The sequence below is a fragment of the Delftia sp. UME58 genome (genome assembly GCF_014170385.1).
Classification (GTDB): Bacteria; Pseudomonadota; Gammaproteobacteria; order Burkholderiales; family Burkholderiaceae_C; genus Comamonas; species Comamonas acidovorans.
Genome location: NZ_LZZV01000055.1, coordinates 363,523 through 377,945 on the forward strand (window position 1 = coordinate 363,523; position 14,423 = coordinate 377,945).

The 14,423-nt window shown below is 66.4% G+C and carries 14 protein-coding genes and 1 tRNA gene; 11 read left to right on the plus strand and 4 right to left on the minus strand.

Annotated elements, in window-relative coordinates; translation table 11 throughout:
• Window positions 1-29: 29 nt before the first annotated feature.
• Together creD and A9976_RS17220 are read left to right on the plus strand one after the other, a co-directional pair.
• On the plus strand, window positions 30-1,463 hold the full coding sequence (gene creD, locus A9976_RS17215) for a cell envelope integrity protein CreD (RefSeq protein WP_183019991.1): 1,434 nt from the start codon (window positions 30-32) through the stop codon (window positions 1,461-1,463).
• The gene (locus A9976_RS17220; protein WP_012207224.1) at window positions 1,460-1,702 is read left to right on the plus strand and encodes a hypothetical protein; all 243 of its coding nucleotides are present in this window, start codon (window positions 1,460-1,462) and stop codon (window positions 1,700-1,702) included. Before creD ends, A9976_RS17220 begins: the two co-directional genes overlap by 4 nt.
• Window positions 1,703-1,723: 21 nt before the next feature.
• On the opposite strand, the gene mutY is transcribed toward A9976_RS17220, so the two are convergent.
• From mutY to mutM, 3 genes are all read right to left on the minus strand, one after another.
• Window positions 1,724-2,794, minus strand: coding sequence for an A/G-specific adenine glycosylase (gene mutY / locus A9976_RS17225; RefSeq protein ID WP_183019992.1), 1,071 nt, complete (start codon window positions 2,792-2,794; stop codon window positions 1,724-1,726).
• 4 nt (window positions 2,795-2,798) lie between these two features.
• Window positions 2,799-4,796 (minus strand): dynamin family protein, encoded by a 1,998-nt coding sequence (locus A9976_RS17230; RefSeq protein ID WP_183019993.1) that lies wholly within the window; start codon window positions 4,794-4,796, stop codon window positions 2,799-2,801.
• Window positions 4,797-5,132: 336 nt separating this feature from the next.
• Complete coding sequence (gene mutM / locus A9976_RS17235) at window positions 5,133-5,963, minus strand: bifunctional DNA-formamidopyrimidine glycosylase/DNA-(apurinic or apyrimidinic site) lyase (RefSeq protein ID WP_183019994.1); 831 nt, start codon at window positions 5,961-5,963, stop codon at window positions 5,133-5,135.
• A 61-nt stretch (window positions 5,964-6,024) separates the two neighbouring features.
• Here mutM and A9976_RS17240 point away from each other — a divergent pair, with 61 nt between their 5' ends.
• The 7 genes from A9976_RS17240 to pth all read left to right on the plus strand — a co-directional run bounded on the left by A9976_RS17240 (window position 6,025) and on the right by pth (window position 11,954).
• On the plus strand, window positions 6,025-7,812 hold the full coding sequence (locus tag A9976_RS17240) for a tetratricopeptide repeat protein (protein WP_183019995.1): 1,788 nt from the start codon (window positions 6,025-6,027) through the stop codon (window positions 7,810-7,812).
• Between the two features lie 11 nt (window positions 7,813-7,823).
• Complete coding sequence (locus tag A9976_RS17245; protein ID WP_183020048.1) at window positions 7,824-8,357, plus strand: outer membrane lipoprotein LolB; 534 nt, start codon at window positions 7,824-7,826, stop codon at window positions 8,355-8,357.
• A 70-nt stretch (window positions 8,358-8,427) separates the two neighbouring features.
• Entirely contained in the window at window positions 8,428-9,291 is an 864-nt protein-coding gene (ispE, locus tag A9976_RS17250; protein ID WP_183019996.1) for a 4-(cytidine 5'-diphospho)-2-C-methyl-D-erythritol kinase, read from the plus strand.
• Window positions 9,292-9,320: 29 nt separating this feature from the next.
• Window positions 9,321-9,397, plus strand: a tRNA-Gln gene (locus tag A9976_RS17255).
• 44 nt (window positions 9,398-9,441) lie between these two features.
• Window positions 9,442-10,401 carry a ribose-phosphate pyrophosphokinase gene (locus tag A9976_RS17260; protein WP_012207231.1) on the plus strand — a complete coding sequence of 320 codons (960 nt, stop codon included), beginning with the start codon at window positions 9,442-9,444 and terminating at the stop codon, window positions 10,399-10,401.
• Between the two features lie 173 nt (window positions 10,402-10,574).
• On the plus strand, window positions 10,575-11,204 hold the full coding sequence (locus A9976_RS17265; RefSeq protein ID WP_183019997.1) for a 50S ribosomal protein L25/general stress protein Ctc: 630 nt from the start codon (window positions 10,575-10,577) through the stop codon (window positions 11,202-11,204).
• Window positions 11,205-11,330: 126 nt separating this feature from the next.
• Window positions 11,331-11,954 (plus strand): aminoacyl-tRNA hydrolase, encoded by a 624-nt coding sequence (pth, locus tag A9976_RS17270; RefSeq protein ID WP_183019998.1) that lies wholly within the window; start codon window positions 11,331-11,333, stop codon window positions 11,952-11,954.
• A 4-nt stretch (window positions 11,955-11,958) separates the two neighbouring features.
• Here the strand turns inward: pth and A9976_RS17275 are convergent, their stop codons facing one another.
• Window positions 11,959-12,222 carry a YfhL family 4Fe-4S dicluster ferredoxin gene (locus tag A9976_RS17275; RefSeq protein ID WP_183019999.1) on the minus strand — a complete coding sequence of 88 codons (264 nt, stop codon included), beginning with the start codon at window positions 12,220-12,222 and terminating at the stop codon, window positions 11,959-11,961.
• A 308-nt stretch (window positions 12,223-12,530) separates the two neighbouring features.
• Here A9976_RS17275 and A9976_RS17280 point away from each other — a divergent pair, with 308 nt between their 5' ends.
• Together A9976_RS17280 and A9976_RS17285 are read left to right on the plus strand one after the other, a co-directional pair.
• Window positions 12,531-13,493, plus strand: coding sequence for an ABC transporter permease (locus A9976_RS17280; RefSeq protein ID WP_183020000.1), 963 nt, complete (start codon window positions 12,531-12,533; stop codon window positions 13,491-13,493).
• Window positions 13,490-14,413 carry an ABC transporter permease gene (locus A9976_RS17285; protein ID WP_183020001.1) on the plus strand — a complete coding sequence of 308 codons (924 nt, stop codon included), beginning with the start codon at window positions 13,490-13,492 and terminating at the stop codon, window positions 14,411-14,413. Before A9976_RS17280 ends, A9976_RS17285 begins: the two co-directional genes overlap by 4 nt.
• The last annotated feature ends 10 nt before the right edge of the window (window positions 14,414-14,423 follow it).

A 14,423-nucleotide genomic window follows, 5' to 3' on the forward strand; every position in this document is an offset into this window, starting at 1 on the left:
GCGTCCACGATCAACGAACGGGATGTGGAATGAAGAACCGACTGCTTGCCAAAGGCGTGGCCCTGCTGGTCATGCTGGGCCTTTTGATGCTGGGCCTGGGCCTGATACACGACGTGGTGCGGGACCGCATACGCAACCGCGACAACGCCGTGCAGGGCGTGGTCGCCAGCCTGGCCGGCCGCCAGACGCTGATGGGCCCGGTGCTGGTGCAAAACTGCACCGAGACCACGGGCGTGGAAAAAGGCAGCAAGACCGAATGGACCACGCGCCAGTTCCAGCGCATGCTGCTGCCCGACCAACTGCGCCACCAGGCCACGGCGCGCATGGAAGAGCGCTCGCGCGGCCTGCACCAGGTCAGCACCTATGCCATGCAGGACAGCATCAGCGCCAGCTTCACGAACGCCGCCCAGTATCTGGAAAAGCCCTCCATCGAAACGGCTGCCAACCAGACCGTGCGCTGCGGCGCCCTGCGGGTGGCGCTGTCGCTCACCGATCCGCGCGGCATACGCTCGGCCACCATCGAAGCCGATGGCAAGAGCCTGGACGTGGGCCCCGGCACATCACTGGAGCGCTACTCGCAGGGCCTGCAGGCGGAACTGGCGCCGGCCCTGCTCAAGAAGGACGGGCCCCTTGAACTGAAGATCGCCCTGGAACTGGTGGGCACCGAAAAGCTGGCCTTCGTGCCGCTGGGCAGCCACAGCCAGGTCCAGTTGTCGGCCGACTGGCCCCATCCCTCGTTCGGTGGAAGCTTTCTGCCCAACCGGCGTGAGATCAGCGACAAGGGCTTCGAAGCCAGCTGGAACCTCTCGGCCCTGGCCTCGTCCGCACGCCAGGCCTTCACCGACCAGCAGCCGCTGTGCCAGCCCGGCCGCCGCGACATGGAGGAATACGCGGCCACCGCCCATACCCCCAACAGCGGCCCTTGCCTGGAATCGCTGGACACCGACTTCGTGGACCCCATCAACGCCTACTCGTTGAGCGACCGCGCCACCAAGTACGGCCTGCTCTTCGTTGTGCTGACCTTCGTGGCCGTCGGCCTGTTCGAGGTACTCAAGCAGCTGCGCGTGCATCCCATCCAGTACCTGCTGGTGGGATCGGCGCTGTGCAGCTTCTTCCTGCTGCTGATCAGCCTGTCGGAGCACATGGGATTTGCCAGCGCCTACGGCATTGCCGCCTCGGCCTGCGTGCTGCTGCTGGCCTACTACGCCAGCCACATCCTGGGCAGCCTGCGCCGCGGCCTGCCGTTTGCGGCGGGCATCGCCGCACTCTACGGCCTGCTGTACGTGCTGCTGCAACTGGAGCAAAGCGCGCTCATCGTGGGATCGATCGCGCTGTTCGCGGTGCTGGCCCTGATCATGGTCTGCACGCGGCATGTGGACTGGTATGCCTTCGGCCGGCAGGATGGCGACCGCGGAGGTGAAGACGCGGGCACCCCACCCACCGTGGGAGCGCTGCAGCCATGAGCACCATCACCGCCATCAGCGATATTCGCAGCCCGGACAATCAGGCGCTGGAGCGCCAGCGCTGCGAGCAGGCCTGGCAACAGGCCGTGCAAAGCGGGGACCGCCATGCCCTTGGCTCCCTGCGCCTGCACATTGCCGACGCCACCGCACGCGCCAGGCGCACGCCCGGCGCGCGGGAGCAATGGCTGGCCTGGATGCTGCTGCGATGCGCCCTGCTGCTGCCGCGCCGCAGGTTCTAGCCAGCCGGTCCGGCCGTGGCCTCAGCCCGCGAATTGCGCATCCAGCAGCTTGCGTACCGGGGCTGGCAGGCCCATGTCGGCCCAGGCCCCGGCATCGGCCCAGCAGCCCTGGCCGTCCGGCGTGGCGGCATCGATGCCGCCGCTCTGCACGCGCACGCGCACCGGATGCAGGTGCAGATCGCGGTGGGTGAGCACATGCAGGAAGGCGGGCAGATCGGTCCAGTCCAGGGGCTCCGTTCCCGGCCAATGCTGTGCCGCCGCCTGCTCCAGCGCCTCGCGCCCGTTGAACACGGGCGGCGCATAAAGCCCCGCCCATATGCCCTGCTGAGGACGGCGCTCCAGCCAGACGCGGCCTTGCCCGTCCACGGCGATCAGCAGCCACCAGGCCTCGGCACTGCGCTTGAGCTTGCGCGTTCGCACGGGATAGTTTTCGGGATTGCCAAAGCGCGCCGCGCGGCACTGCGGCTGCAGCGGGCAGACCAGGCAGCTGGGCTTGCGCGGCGTGCAGATGGTGGCGCCCAGGTCCATCAGGCCCTGGGTGTAGCGCGGCATGGCCTGCTGCAGGTCCTCGATGGGGCACAGCTGCTGGGCCAGGTCCCACAGTTCGCGCTCATTCCGGGCGACGGCCAGATCCGCATCGAAAGCCAGCACGCGCGTGAGCACGCGCCGCACGTTGGCGTCAAGGATGGGCACGCGCTCGGAAAAGCAAAAGGAGGCGATGGCGCCGGCCGTGGACCGACCTATGCCGGGCAGCGTGGCCAGATCCTCGGCCCTGCCGGGAAAGGCACCACCCCAGTCCTCGACCACGGCCTGGGCACAGCGGTGCAGGTTGCGCGCACGGCTGTAGTAGCCCAGGCCGCTCCACAGCGCCAGCACCGCGTCCTGCGGCGCGGCCGCCAGGCTGGCGACATCGGGGAAGGCATCGAGAAAGCGCTGGTAGTAGCCCAGCACGGTACTCACCTGGGTCTGCTGCAGCATGATTTCGGAAAGCCAGACGCGGTAGGGATCGCGCGTCTGCTGCCAGGGCAGGTGATTGCGTCCATGCGACGCCTGCCACTGCACGACGGGCGTGGCAATCGAGGGGAAAGTCAAGATATCAAGCAGTCAATGAGGTTTCCTGTGCCGCCCTCGCCAGGCCGGGGAAGGCGGGCGTCGGGGACAGGGGTTGCAGCAGTTCCATGGTGGACTGCCCCAGCTGCAGCTGCAAGGCCGTGAGCTGTTCGTCAGCGGTCTCGATCTCGGCAATGCGCTCCACCAGGCCCGAGGCCGCATTCTGGATGCGGTCCACCGCTTCGATGCGGCGGGCAAAGCTGCGCTTGCGCTCCTTCAATTGGGCATCCAGCTGGGCCGTGGCGGACTTGCTCCACATGTCCACGTCGTTGGCCGCAGACTCGAACACCGTGCGCAACCGCATCGCCAGCGCCTTGATCAGGCGCTGCGCAAACGCAGGATTGCTGCGCCTGAGCGCATGGCCCAGGCCCAGGTACTGGGTGTAGCTGGCCTCGATGCGCTGCAGGTCGCCGCCGAACTCGGCCAGCTCCAGCTGGGCCGGAGCCTGCAGCGAGAAGCCGAACTCGGCATTGAGTTCCTTGAAGGTCGCACCCAGCATGGACTGGATCTCTCCGGCCTGGGCCTGGGCCCGGGTTGCCACGGTGCGCAGGCGCTCGAAGGTTTCGGCATAGACCTTGCGGGCGCCCAGCTTCAGGCCGCGCTGCTCCAGCGCGTCCTTGAGATCGACCAGCTCCTGCTTGAGCGCGCTGGAGCCCAGCTGGCGGAAGATGTCGCGCAGCATGCGCATGTGCACCAGCCGCACGGCCTGGATCCTGGCGGCGCTGGCATCGAAATCCCGCTGCTCGCTCTCGATGCGGTGGCGCATGGAGGCGATGACGCTGGCATTCTTGCCGCGCAGGCTGCGCAGCTCGGCCATCTGGTCATCCAGGTCGCGGCGGCGGATGTTGAGCACGCGCTCCACCTCGACCTGCAACTGCTGCACATTGGCCCTGACGGCCGTCTGCAGCACCTTCTGGCGCTGGCCCATGATGCCCTCGGCCAGCATATTCTCGAAAACGGGCAGTCCGCTGGCCTGCAGCAGCGCATCGTTGCTGGAGACCTTGGCCACCAGGCCCTTTTGCGCCGACACGGGCAGCACCCTCTCCACAGGCAGGCCCAGCATCTGGGCCGACTCCTGGCGCTGGCGCTGCAGCTGGGACTGCACCTGCGACGCGGAACTCAGGCTGTCCCAGAGCGTGTCTATCTTGTTGAGCACCACGAGGCGGGAGTCGGCCAGCGCATGCTGGCCAGAAGCCACATCGGGCGGCAGCACATGGTCGCGCCAGATGGCCAGATCGGACTTGGTCACGCCGGTGTCGGCCGCCAGCACGAACACCACCGCATGGGCCTGGGGGATCAGGTTGACGGTCAGCTCGGGCTCGGCGCCCACGGCATTCAGGCCGGGCGTATCCAGAATCACCAGTCCCTGCTTGAGCAGCGGGTGGGGCATGTTGATCAGCGCATGGCGCCACATGGGCACCTCGACCAGGCCCTGGTCATCGACGAAGGGATTGCCGCCCTGGTCCTCGTCATGCCAAAAGCCCCAGGTCCGGGCCAGCTCCACGGAAACCTTGCGCACCTCGGCCACCTTGGCCAGCGTGTCGGCGATCTGCTGGGCATTGTTCACGTCGAGCGGCAGCTGCAGCCAGGCCTCGGGACGGGCGCGCCACTGGCCCAGGCTTTCCAGCGATTCGCGCGTATCGATGGGCAGCAGGCGCAGGCTGGGCTGCAGCTCGGCTTCCCAGCCCAGCTCGGCGGGGCACATGGTCGTGCGCCCGGCGCTGGCCGGCATGAGGCGGCGACCATAGTGGGCGAAGAAGACCGCATTGATCAGCTCGGACTTGCCGCGCGAGAACTCGGCCACGAAGGCCACCATGACCTTGTCGCCACGCACCTGGGCTTCCAGCCGCTGCAGCCGCTCCTGCACCGCGACATCCAGCAGCTCCTGGGACTGCAGCCATTCCCGCAGCGCATGCAATTGCTGCGCGAAGCCACGACGCCATGCGCCGTGCTGGTCGAACTGCTCGTTGAATGATGGTCCCACGTGTTTCCCCCGCCATTGCATCGCCAATGGCTGCCGATGCCTAGTGATCGCCTCGACATTGCGCCGCAAGCGTGCTGCCTGTTCTATTCAAAATATAGCACCGTCGCCCCGGTTTGCCTGCTGCGGCGTCCCAAGGCCGGCTCCTGGAGCGGGGGGATTAAGGGCAAAACATCTTTTATTTACAAATGAAACAATATTTCACCATCAATCCACCGAGATTGGTGCCTGAAATTTGCAGAAACAGGCGCTTTATGCAGATGCTTCGCGGGACCTCCCGCAATGCAACCGCAACAGGCGTTACGAGACGTTTGGAGTTCGCTCCGTTTTTTGGAGCAATCATCCCGCCTTCTGGCAGCGCGCGCAGAAGTAGGTGCTGCGCTGCCCCTGGCGCAGCATTTGCACAGGCGAGCCGCAATGCGTGCAAGGCAGGCCTTCTCGGCCATAGACCTTGGCCTGCAGTTGGAAGTGGCCGGCCATGCCGTCGGGCGCAGAGAAATCGCGCAGTGTCGTGCCGCCCTGCTCCACCGCCAGGGCCAGCACCCGGCGGATCTCCTCGAACAACCGGCGCACCTTGCGCGGCCCGACCTCGCAGGCCGGCTGCGTGGGCGCGATGCGTGCCATGAACAGCACCTCGGACGCATAGATATTGCCCACGCCCACGACCACGCTGCCGTTCAGCAGCAATTGCTTGATGGGCGTGCGGCTGGCCTTCAGGCCGGCCCGGAAGGTCTCGAACGAGAAACTGTCATCCAGTGGCTCCATCCCCAGATGGTCCAGCAGCCTGCGCGCCCAGGGATCGCTCTCGGCCGCCACATACATCACCGCACCAAAGCGCCGCGGATCGTGCAGCCGCAGCAGGCCCTTGCTGGTCTGCAGGTCGAAATGGTCATGCGTCCCTGCAGGCCCCAGCGGTGCTTCATGGGGGGCCACGAAACGCAGGCTGCCCGACATGCCCAGGTGCAGCATCAGCAGGCCCTCGCTCAGCTCCATCAGCAGATACTTGCCGCGCCGGCGCACGCCGCGCACATCGCGCCCGGCCAGCAGTTCGGGGGCAATGCCCAACGGCCAGCGCAAGGGCTTGCCCAAGGCCACGGATTCAATGCGCGCTCCGGCGATCTGCGCGGCAAAAGCGCGCCGCGTGACTTCTACTTCTGGCAATTCAGGCATGCGATCCGGGTTGTGCTGTAGTTGTGCGAAATGTGGTCTGGGCTTCGATTATTATGGTTCGATGGATCATCGCCTTCGCCTTCAGGGACTTGCCGTGGCAGCAGCCCTGGCCATGGGTTCCGCCACTGCCTGGGCACTCCCGGGCAAGACCGCAGCCACCATAGAGACGGAATCCCCCGAACCTCCCTCGTCGGCCGCCGCCTCCGCAGAGGACGATCGCGCCGCGCTCAATGCCGAGTTGTTCTACGAGATCCTGGTCGGCGAGATCGCCGCCAGCGAAGGCGCTCTGGGCGACGCCCAGGCCATGATGATGGAGGCCGCACGCACCAGTGGCAGCGAGCAGTTGTACCGGCGCGGCACCGAATTGGCACTGCAGTCGCGCTCCGGTGAACGCGCCCTGGCCAATGCCCGCGCCTGGCTCGACGCCTTCCCACAGTCCCGCGACGCCAACCGCTTCGTACTCCAGATCCTGGTGGCACTGAACCGCATCGCCGATACCGGCACCTATCTCAAGCGCGAGATCGAGGCCACGCCTGCGCCCTCCAAGCCCGCAACCTACCTGGGCATCACCCAACTCTACAACAACGCCAGCGACAAGGCGCTGGCGGCCGATGTGGTCGAGCAGGCCATGGCTGGCGAGACCGACAACCCCGCCAGCGGCCCCCTTGCCTGGGCCACCATCGGCCACATGCGCCTGGGCGCCGGGCAGAAGGCTGCCGCCATGCAGGCCGTGCAAAAGGCACAGGCGCTGACGCCCGATACCGGCCCCGTGGCCCTGCTGTCCATGGAGCTGCTGGAAGCCGGCTTGCCCGAGGCGGAGCCCATAGTCAAACGCTACCTGGCCAAGAACCCTTCGGCCCAGATGCGCATGGCCTATGCCCGCGTGCTGCTGGGGCAGCAGCGCATGGACGAGGCCCGCCAGCAGCTGGTCTCCATCACCGTGGATTCCCCCGAATACGCCGAAGCCTGGGCCACGCTGGCCGCGCTGCAGCTGCAATCCAACGACGTGGATGCAGCCCAGGCGTCCACCGAGCGCTTTGGCAAGCTCGTGCCGCAGATTCCCGCCGGTGTGGCGCGCAGTGCGGCCCAGTCCCAGTACTACCTGCTGCAGTCCCAGCTTGCAGAAAAGCAGGGCAAGTTCGCCGAGGCCGACGCCCTGCTGCGCCGCATCGACGACGCCCCCAACCTGTTGAGCGTGCAGGCGCGCCGCGCCGCCTTGCTCGCGCGCCAGGGCAAGCTCAAGGAAGCCCGCGCCCTCATCGAGGCCGTGCCCGCCAGCGGCCCCAGCCAGCAGCGGCTCAAGCGCCTGGCCGAGGTGCAGTTGCTGCGCGATGCCAATCAGAATGCCCAGGCCTACGCGCTGCAGGCAGAGCTGCAAAAGCAGGCTCCCGAAGACGCCGAGCTGGCCTACGACACGGCCTTGCTGGCGGAGCGTATCGGCAAATATGACGAAATGGAGCGGCTGCTGCGTGGCATCATCGCGCGCCAGCCCGATTTCCAGCACGCCTACAACGCGCTGGGCTACTCCTTCGCCGAACGCGGCATTCACCTGGACGAAGCCGAAAAGCTCGTCGGCAAGGCGCTGGAAATGTCGCCTGGCGACCCCTTCATCACCGACAGCCTTGCCTGGGTGAAATTCCGCCGGGGTGATCTGGACGAAGCCCTCAGGCTGCTCGAAGGCGCCTACGCATCCCGCCCCGACGTGGAGATCGCCGCACACCTGGGCGAAGTGCTCTGGGCCAAGGGCGATCGTGAACGCGCGCAGAAGATCTGGCGCCAGGGCCTGGCCACCAGCCCCGACAACACGACCCTGCGCGAAACCCTGCGCCGCCTGGGCGTCTCGCTTTGAGCCACCGCGCCGTGCCCGGCCTGCCGCATCCCACTTTTGCACGCCGGCAACTGTGCACCACGGCGGCCGCCGCCGCACTGCTGGCCCTGGCCGGCTGTGCCCTGCCCCCCCGCCAGCTGCAGGCCGACACAACCGCACCCGCCGCTGCAGGCCACTGGGCGGGCCGGCTGGCGCTGCAGGTGGAAGATGCGCAAAACCAATCCTTCAGCGCAGGCTTCGAGCTGCTGGGCACGCCCCAGCGCGGCGAGCTGCTGCTGTTCACACCCCTGGGCTCGACACTGGCGCGTCTGCTTTGGGAGCCGGGACAGGCAAGCCTGCAGCAAGGCGAGGAGCGCAAGACATCGGACTCGCTGCCGACACTGGTGCAGGAGCTGACGGGCAGCGATCTTCCCATTTCCGCCCTGTTCGACTGGCTGCAGGGCCGGGCCACCGCAGCCGCAGGCTGGCAGGTCGATCTCTCCCGCATGGAGCAGGGCCGCCTGTCCGCCCGGCGCCATGACCCGCAGCCGCCGGCTGCGCTGCGCATCGTGCTCGACACGCCCTGATTTCCGCCGGGCGCGCCTGCTCCATCCCCAGCTGCCGCCCCTGCCTCTTTTTCCTCATCCTCTCCAGCCCATGCGCTCGCTCCACGACGTGCCGGCTCCGGCCAAGCTCAACCTGTTCCTCCACATCACCGGTCGCCGCGCCGATGGCTATCACCTGCTGCAATCGGTCTTCATGCTGCTGGACTGGCATGACACGCTGCACTTCGACAGGCGCGGCGATGGCCGGATCAGCCGCGAGGACCTGTCGGGCATGGCCCTTCCTGCCGACGATCTCATCGTGCGGGCCGCACGGGCCCTGCAGCAGGCCACCGGCTGCAGCGCGGGCGTGCACATCGGCGTGGAAAAGCGCCTGCCGGCGCAGGCCGGAATGGGCGGCGGCTCGTCGGACGCGGCATCGACCCTCATCGCACTGAACCGCCTGTGGCAGTTGAACCTGACGCGGCGCGAGCTGCAGCGCATTGCACTGGACCTGGGCGCCGATGTGCCCTTCTTTCTGTGCGGCGGCTCCGCCTGGGTGGAAGGCATAGGCGAGCACATCAGGCCGCTGGAACAGGACCATGCCCTGCCGCCCCAGCGGTTCGTGGTGGTCAAGCCCGAGGCAGGGCTGGAGACCCTGTCCATCTTCCGCGACGCAACCCTCAAGCGCGATCATGCCCATGCTACAATCGAAGACTTTGCTGCAGATCACTATGGCTTTGGCCAAAACGACTTGCAGCCTGTCGCCGAAAGGCTGCAGCCTGAAGTGAAAAAAGCCATTGATTGGCTCAACTCATTCAAACTGCATGCTAGAATGACGGGCTCGGGAAGTGCAGTATTTGCACCACTGACGCAAACGATTGACTTAAAGGATGCCCCTGGCGCCTGGAGTGTCAGAGTTTGCGGCAATCTGCAGGCCCATCCTCTCAAGGATTGGCTGGAAGATGAAAGTTTATAGGCTGTCTGCCTGCGGCAGAAGGCCTGTGTAGGGGAGTCGCCAAGTTGGTAAAGGCACCGGATTTTGATTCCGGCATGCGAGGGTTCGAGTCCTTCCTCCCCTGCCAAACGTCTTTCGCGTCAAGGCAAACCCATCGTACTGGGGCGCTCAATGCATTCACATCATCCTGACATCATGGTCTTCACCGGCAATGCCAATCCTGGCATGGCCACTGAAATCGTTCAGCACCTCGGCACCACGCTGGGTGCAGCCGACGTGGGTCGCTTCTCCGATGGGGAAGTCGCCGTCGAGATCAAGCAGAACGTGCGTACGCGCGACGTCTTCGTCGTGCAATCCACCTGCGCACCGACCAACGACAACCTGATGGAACTGCTGGTCATGGTGGACGCGCTCAAGCGTGCATCGGCCGAGCGCATCTGCGCAGTGATTCCCTACTTCGGCTACGCCCGCCAGGACCGCCGCCCGCGCTCCACCCGCGTGCCGATCACGGCCAAGGTCGTGGCCAACATGCTGCAGGCCGTGGGCGTCGAGCGCGTCCTGACCATGGACCTGCACGCAGACCAGATCCAGGGCTTCTTCGACATCCCCGTGGACAACATCTATGCCACGCCGGTGCTGCTGGGCGATCTGCGCCAGAAGAACTACGAAGACCTGATCGTCGTCTCCCCTGACGTCGGCGGCGTGGTCCGCGCACGTGCGCTGGCCAAGCAGCTCGGTTGCGACCTGGCCATCATCGACAAGCGCCGCCCCAAGGCGAATGTCTCCGAAGTCATGCATGTCATCGGCGACATCGACGGCCGCAACTGCGTGATCATGGATGACATGATCGACACCGCCGGCACGCTGGTGAAGGCGGCCGAGGTGCTCAAGCAGCGCGGCGCCAAGAGTGTCTATGCCTACTGCACGCACCCGATCTTCTCGGGTCCGGCCATCGAGCGCATCGGCAACGGCAATGCCCTGGACGAGGTCGTGGTGACCAACACCATCCCCCTGAGCGCCGAAGCACAGGCCTGCGGGAAGATCCGCCAACTGTCCGTGGCCCCCCTGATCGCCCAGACGATCCAGCGGATTTCCACCGGCGATTCGGTGCTGAGCCTGTTCTCTGAATAAAATACCGGCCCCTGTGGTCGGAACCCAGCAAACCTCCTTCGGGAGGTTTGCGCGTTCCGGAGTGGTTTCAGGACCATCCCGGGACACCGCAAGAGCAGCCTGGCCCGCATCGGACAGGCGTTCTTTTATCAACGGATGAGGCTGGTCGCGGTCCATCCATCTAGGAGTTAGTTATGCAATTCGTCGCTTTTGAGCGCGCCAAGCAAGGTACGGGTGCGAGCCGCCGTCTGCGCAATTCGGGCAAGGCCCCTGGCATCGTCTACGGCGGTGCTGCCGAAGCCCAACTGATCGAAATCGATCACAACGCCCTGTGGCACGCCCTGAAGAAGGAAGTGTTCCACTCCAGCATCCTGGACATGGAAGTCAACGGCCAGACCTCCAAGGTCGTGCTGCGCGACGTGCAATTCCACCCCTACAAGCAGCTCATCCTGCACGTGGACTTCCAGCGCGTTGACGACAAGACCAAGGTTCACCTGAAGGTGCCGCTGCACTTCGAAGGCATGGAACAGTCCCAGGCCGTCAAGGTCGAGAACTGCACGATCACTCCCCTGGTCCATGAACTGGACGTGGTGTGCATGCCCGCCCAGCTGCCCGAGTTCATCACGGTGGACCTGAGCGGCCTGACCTCCAAGTCGACCCTGGGCCTGCAAAACGTCAAGCTGCCCAACGGTGTGAAGGCTGTGGTGCGCGGCTCCAACAAGAACCCGGCCCTGATCTCCATCAAGCTGCCCGAAGTGGCTCCTGATGCATCGGCAGCTCCCGCAGCAGCCCCGGCCGCTCCGGCCAAGAAGGGCAAGAAGTAATTCTTGGCTTTCCCTTGCGGCGGCTGCGGCTGCCGCAAACCTGCAAAAGGCCCACCTCGCGTGGGCCTTTTGCATGGGGGAGGACCCTCACCCGCCTGCTGCGACCGCCATGGAGATAATCGCCCGATGATCAAATTGTTTGTCGGCCTGGGCAACCCCGGGCCGGAGTATGAGGACACCCGCCACAACGCGGGCTTTTGGTGGATTGATGCGCTGGCGCGCGAACTCAAGGTCCATCTGGTGCCCGAGCGCAGCTACTTCGGCCTCATGGCCCGTGCCAGCGTGCGCGGCGAGAACGTCTGGCTGCTGCAGCCGCAGACCTTCATGAATCTGTCGGGCAAGTCGGTGGGTGCGCTGGCGCGCTTCTTCAAGATCCAGCCCGAGGAAGTCCTCGTGATCCATGACGAACTGGACTTCGAGCCCGGCCAGGTCAAGCTCAAGCGCGGCGGCAGCCACGGCGGCCACAACGGCCTGCGCGATATCCATGCCCAGCTGGGCTCGGCCGACTACTGGCGGCTGCGCATCGGCATAGGCCACCCGGGGCACAAGGCCGAAGTCGCCAACTGGGTGCTCAAGAAGCCCGCACCCGACCAGCGCCAGCTGATCGAGGACAGCATCGCCCATTCCCTCAAGGCCTGGCCCGAACTGCAGGCCGGCAACATGGACAAGGCAACCCTGCTGATCCACACCACCAAGCCGCCGCGCCCCAAGCCGGTGCGCCCGGCCACGGCCGAGAGCGACAAGGGCTGAACGTTCAGGAAGAAGCGGGAGCCCGGGACTGGAGGCGCAGGTACTTCTGCATCAGCGTCTCGCGGTCTTCCACATGGGCGGGATTCACGGGAATGCAGGCCACCGGGCAGATCTGCACGCACTGGGGCTCATCGAAATGGCCCACGCACTCCGTGCACTTGCTGTGCTCGATCTCGTAGTACTCCTCGCCCATGGAGATCGCATCGTTGGGGCACTCGGGCTCGCAGACATCGCAGTTGATGCATTCGTCGGTGATCATCAAAGCCATGGCAGGTCCCTCGCAAGTGCCAGCCACGCTCCGGGCCGGGCGGGCCCATGCGCCCCGAACGGGCCTTGCAGCAAGGTGGCATCAGTCATGCCGCCATTATCCTGTCCGCCACATAAGCATGGAGGCTGCACGGGCAAGCCCGGCGCCCTGAAATCGATGGCCGCGTCCCCGTCCATCGGAGCCCTGCCGCGTCAAAGGCCGCTATGCTGCGCGCATGGGCCGTGCGCAGTACCATTCGGGCCCCTCCAAGAACAACCCACCCACTCCGCCGACGTGACCGCCACCCACCCTGCCGAGGCCGATTGCCCATGAGCATCTTTCTGCTCAAGCGCCTGCTGATGCTGGCAGCCACGCTGCTGGGCGCATCGGCCGTGGTTTTCGGCGTGCTGGAGGTGCTGCCCGGCAATGCCGCCCAGACGCTGATGGGCCCCGATGCCGCACCCGAGGCGGTGCAGGCGCTGGCCGTGCAGCTGGGCCTGGACCAGCCGGCCTGGCAGCGCTACCTGCAGTGGCTGCAGGGACTGTTGCACGGCGACATGGGCCAGAGCTACGCCTACAGCACACCGGTCAGCGAGCTGGTGCTGGAGCGGCTGGCCGTCACCGTGCCGCTGGCCGTGATGGCCATGCTCATCACGACCGTGCTGGCACTGGCCGCCGGCATCTATGCCGCATCGCGCCACAACCGCTGGGGCGACCTGGGCGTCATGGGCCTGGCACAGGTCGGCATCGCCATCCCCAATTTCTGGTTTGCCATCCTGCTGATCCTGGTGTTCTCGGTGAAGCTGCAATGGTTTTCCGCCGGCGGCTTTCCCGGCTGGAGCGAAGCCGACGGCGGCGGCCCGCTGCAGGCACTGCAGGCGCTGCTGCTGCCGGCCATCTCGCTGGCCGTGGTGCAGGCGGCCATCCTGGCGCGCATCACGCGCTCGGCCGTGCTGGAGGTGCTGCGCGAAGACTTCGTGCGCACGGCCCGCGCCAAGGGCCTGTCGCGCCGCTCCGTGCTCTGGGGCCATGTGCTGCGCAACGCCATGATTCCCGTGCTCACGGTCATGGGCCTGCAGTTCGCCCAGTTGCTGGCCGGCACCATCGTGGTGGAGAACGTGTTCTACCTGCCGGGCCTGGGCCGGCTGATCTTCCAGTCCATCGCCAACCGCGACCTGATCGTGGTGCGCAACTGCGTGCTGCTGCTGGCAGCCATGGTGGTGGTCATCAACTTCATCGTGGACGTGCTGTACGCGGCCATTGATCCGCGCATCGAGGCCAGCGACGTATGAGCCAGCCGCACAGCCCTCCTTCTCCCTCGCCCTCCAACCCGCCACCGGGCCAACGGACCACGCGGGCCGTCACCCTGGGCGCGCCCGCCGGAACGGGCCGGCGCATGCTGGGCCACCGCAGCTTCCTGCTGGGAGCGGTGCTGACCGCGCTGCTGCTGCTCACGGCCCTGCTGTCTTTCTGGTGGACGCCGGGCTCTGCCTACGACATGGACATGGACGCCAAGCTGGCTGCACCGGGCGCCCTGCACTGGCTGGGCACCGACGCCTATGGGCGCGATGTGGCCTCGCTGCTGTTCCTGGGCGCGCGCAGCTCCATCCTGGTCGGCGTGATTGCCGTGGGCATCGGGCTGTCGATGGGCGTGACGCTGGGTCTGGTCGCGGCAGCCTGCAGGGGCTGGGTGGAAGAGGCCATCATGCGGCTGGCCGATTTCAGCTTTGCCTTTCCCGCGCTGCTGTCGGCCATCATGCTCACGGCCGTGTTCGGCGCAGGCATCGTCAATGCCATCATTGCCATCGGCATCTTCAACATTCCCACCTTCGCGCGCATCACGCGGGCATCGGCCAAGGCCGTGTGGGCGCGCGAATACGTGCTGGCCGCACGCGCCTGCGGCCATGGCCGCGCCAGCATCACCTGGCGCCATGTGCTGCCCAACATCCTGCCGGTGCTGGTGGTGCAGGCCACCATCCAGTTCGCGCTGGCCATTCTGGCCGAGGCCGCCCTGTCCTATCTGGGCCTGGGCACGCAGCCGCCCCAGGCCTCCTGGGGCCGCATGCTCAGCGAGGCGCAGACCCTCATGTTCCAGGCACCGCTGCTGGCCGTGTGGCCGGGCCTGGCCATTGCGCTGTCGGTGCTCGGGCTCAACCTGCTGGGCGACGGGCTGCGCGATCTGCTCGACCCGCGCCTGTCGCGTCAGCGCTGAGGAAGGCACG

What these genes read in the sequence shown, in the direction of transcription:
- creD (WP_183019991.1), top strand. Translation starts at nt 30, where the DNA reads ATGAAGAACCGACTGCTTGCCAAAGGCGTGGCCCTGCTGGTCATGCTG.
- A9976_RS17220 (WP_012207224.1), top strand. Translation starts at nt 1,460, where the DNA reads ATGAGCACCATCACCGCCATCAGCGATATTCGCAGCCCGGACAATCAG.
- mutM (WP_183019994.1), bottom strand. Translation starts at nt 5,963, where the DNA reads ATGCCTGAATTGCCAGAAGTAGAAGTCACGCGGCGCGCTTTTGCCGCG.
- A9976_RS17240 (WP_183019995.1), top strand. Translation starts at nt 6,025, where the DNA reads ATGGATCATCGCCTTCGCCTTCAGGGACTTGCCGTGGCAGCAGCCCTG.
- ispE (WP_183019996.1), top strand. Translation starts at nt 8,428, where the DNA reads ATGCGCTCGCTCCACGACGTGCCGGCTCCGGCCAAGCTCAACCTGTTC.
- A9976_RS17260 (WP_012207231.1), top strand. Translation starts at nt 9,442, where the DNA reads ATGCATTCACATCATCCTGACATCATGGTCTTCACCGGCAATGCCAAT.
- A9976_RS17265 (WP_183019997.1), top strand. Translation starts at nt 10,575, where the DNA reads ATGCAATTCGTCGCTTTTGAGCGCGCCAAGCAAGGTACGGGTGCGAGC.
- pth (WP_183019998.1), top strand. Translation starts at nt 11,331, where the DNA reads ATGATCAAATTGTTTGTCGGCCTGGGCAACCCCGGGCCGGAGTATGAG.
- A9976_RS17275 (WP_183019999.1), bottom strand. Translation starts at nt 12,222, where the DNA reads ATGGCTTTGATGATCACCGACGAATGCATCAACTGCGATGTCTGCGAG.
- A9976_RS17280 (WP_183020000.1), top strand. Translation starts at nt 12,531, where the DNA reads ATGAGCATCTTTCTGCTCAAGCGCCTGCTGATGCTGGCAGCCACGCTG.
- A9976_RS17285 (WP_183020001.1), top strand. Translation starts at nt 13,490, where the DNA reads ATGAGCCAGCCGCACAGCCCTCCTTCTCCCTCGCCCTCCAACCCGCCA.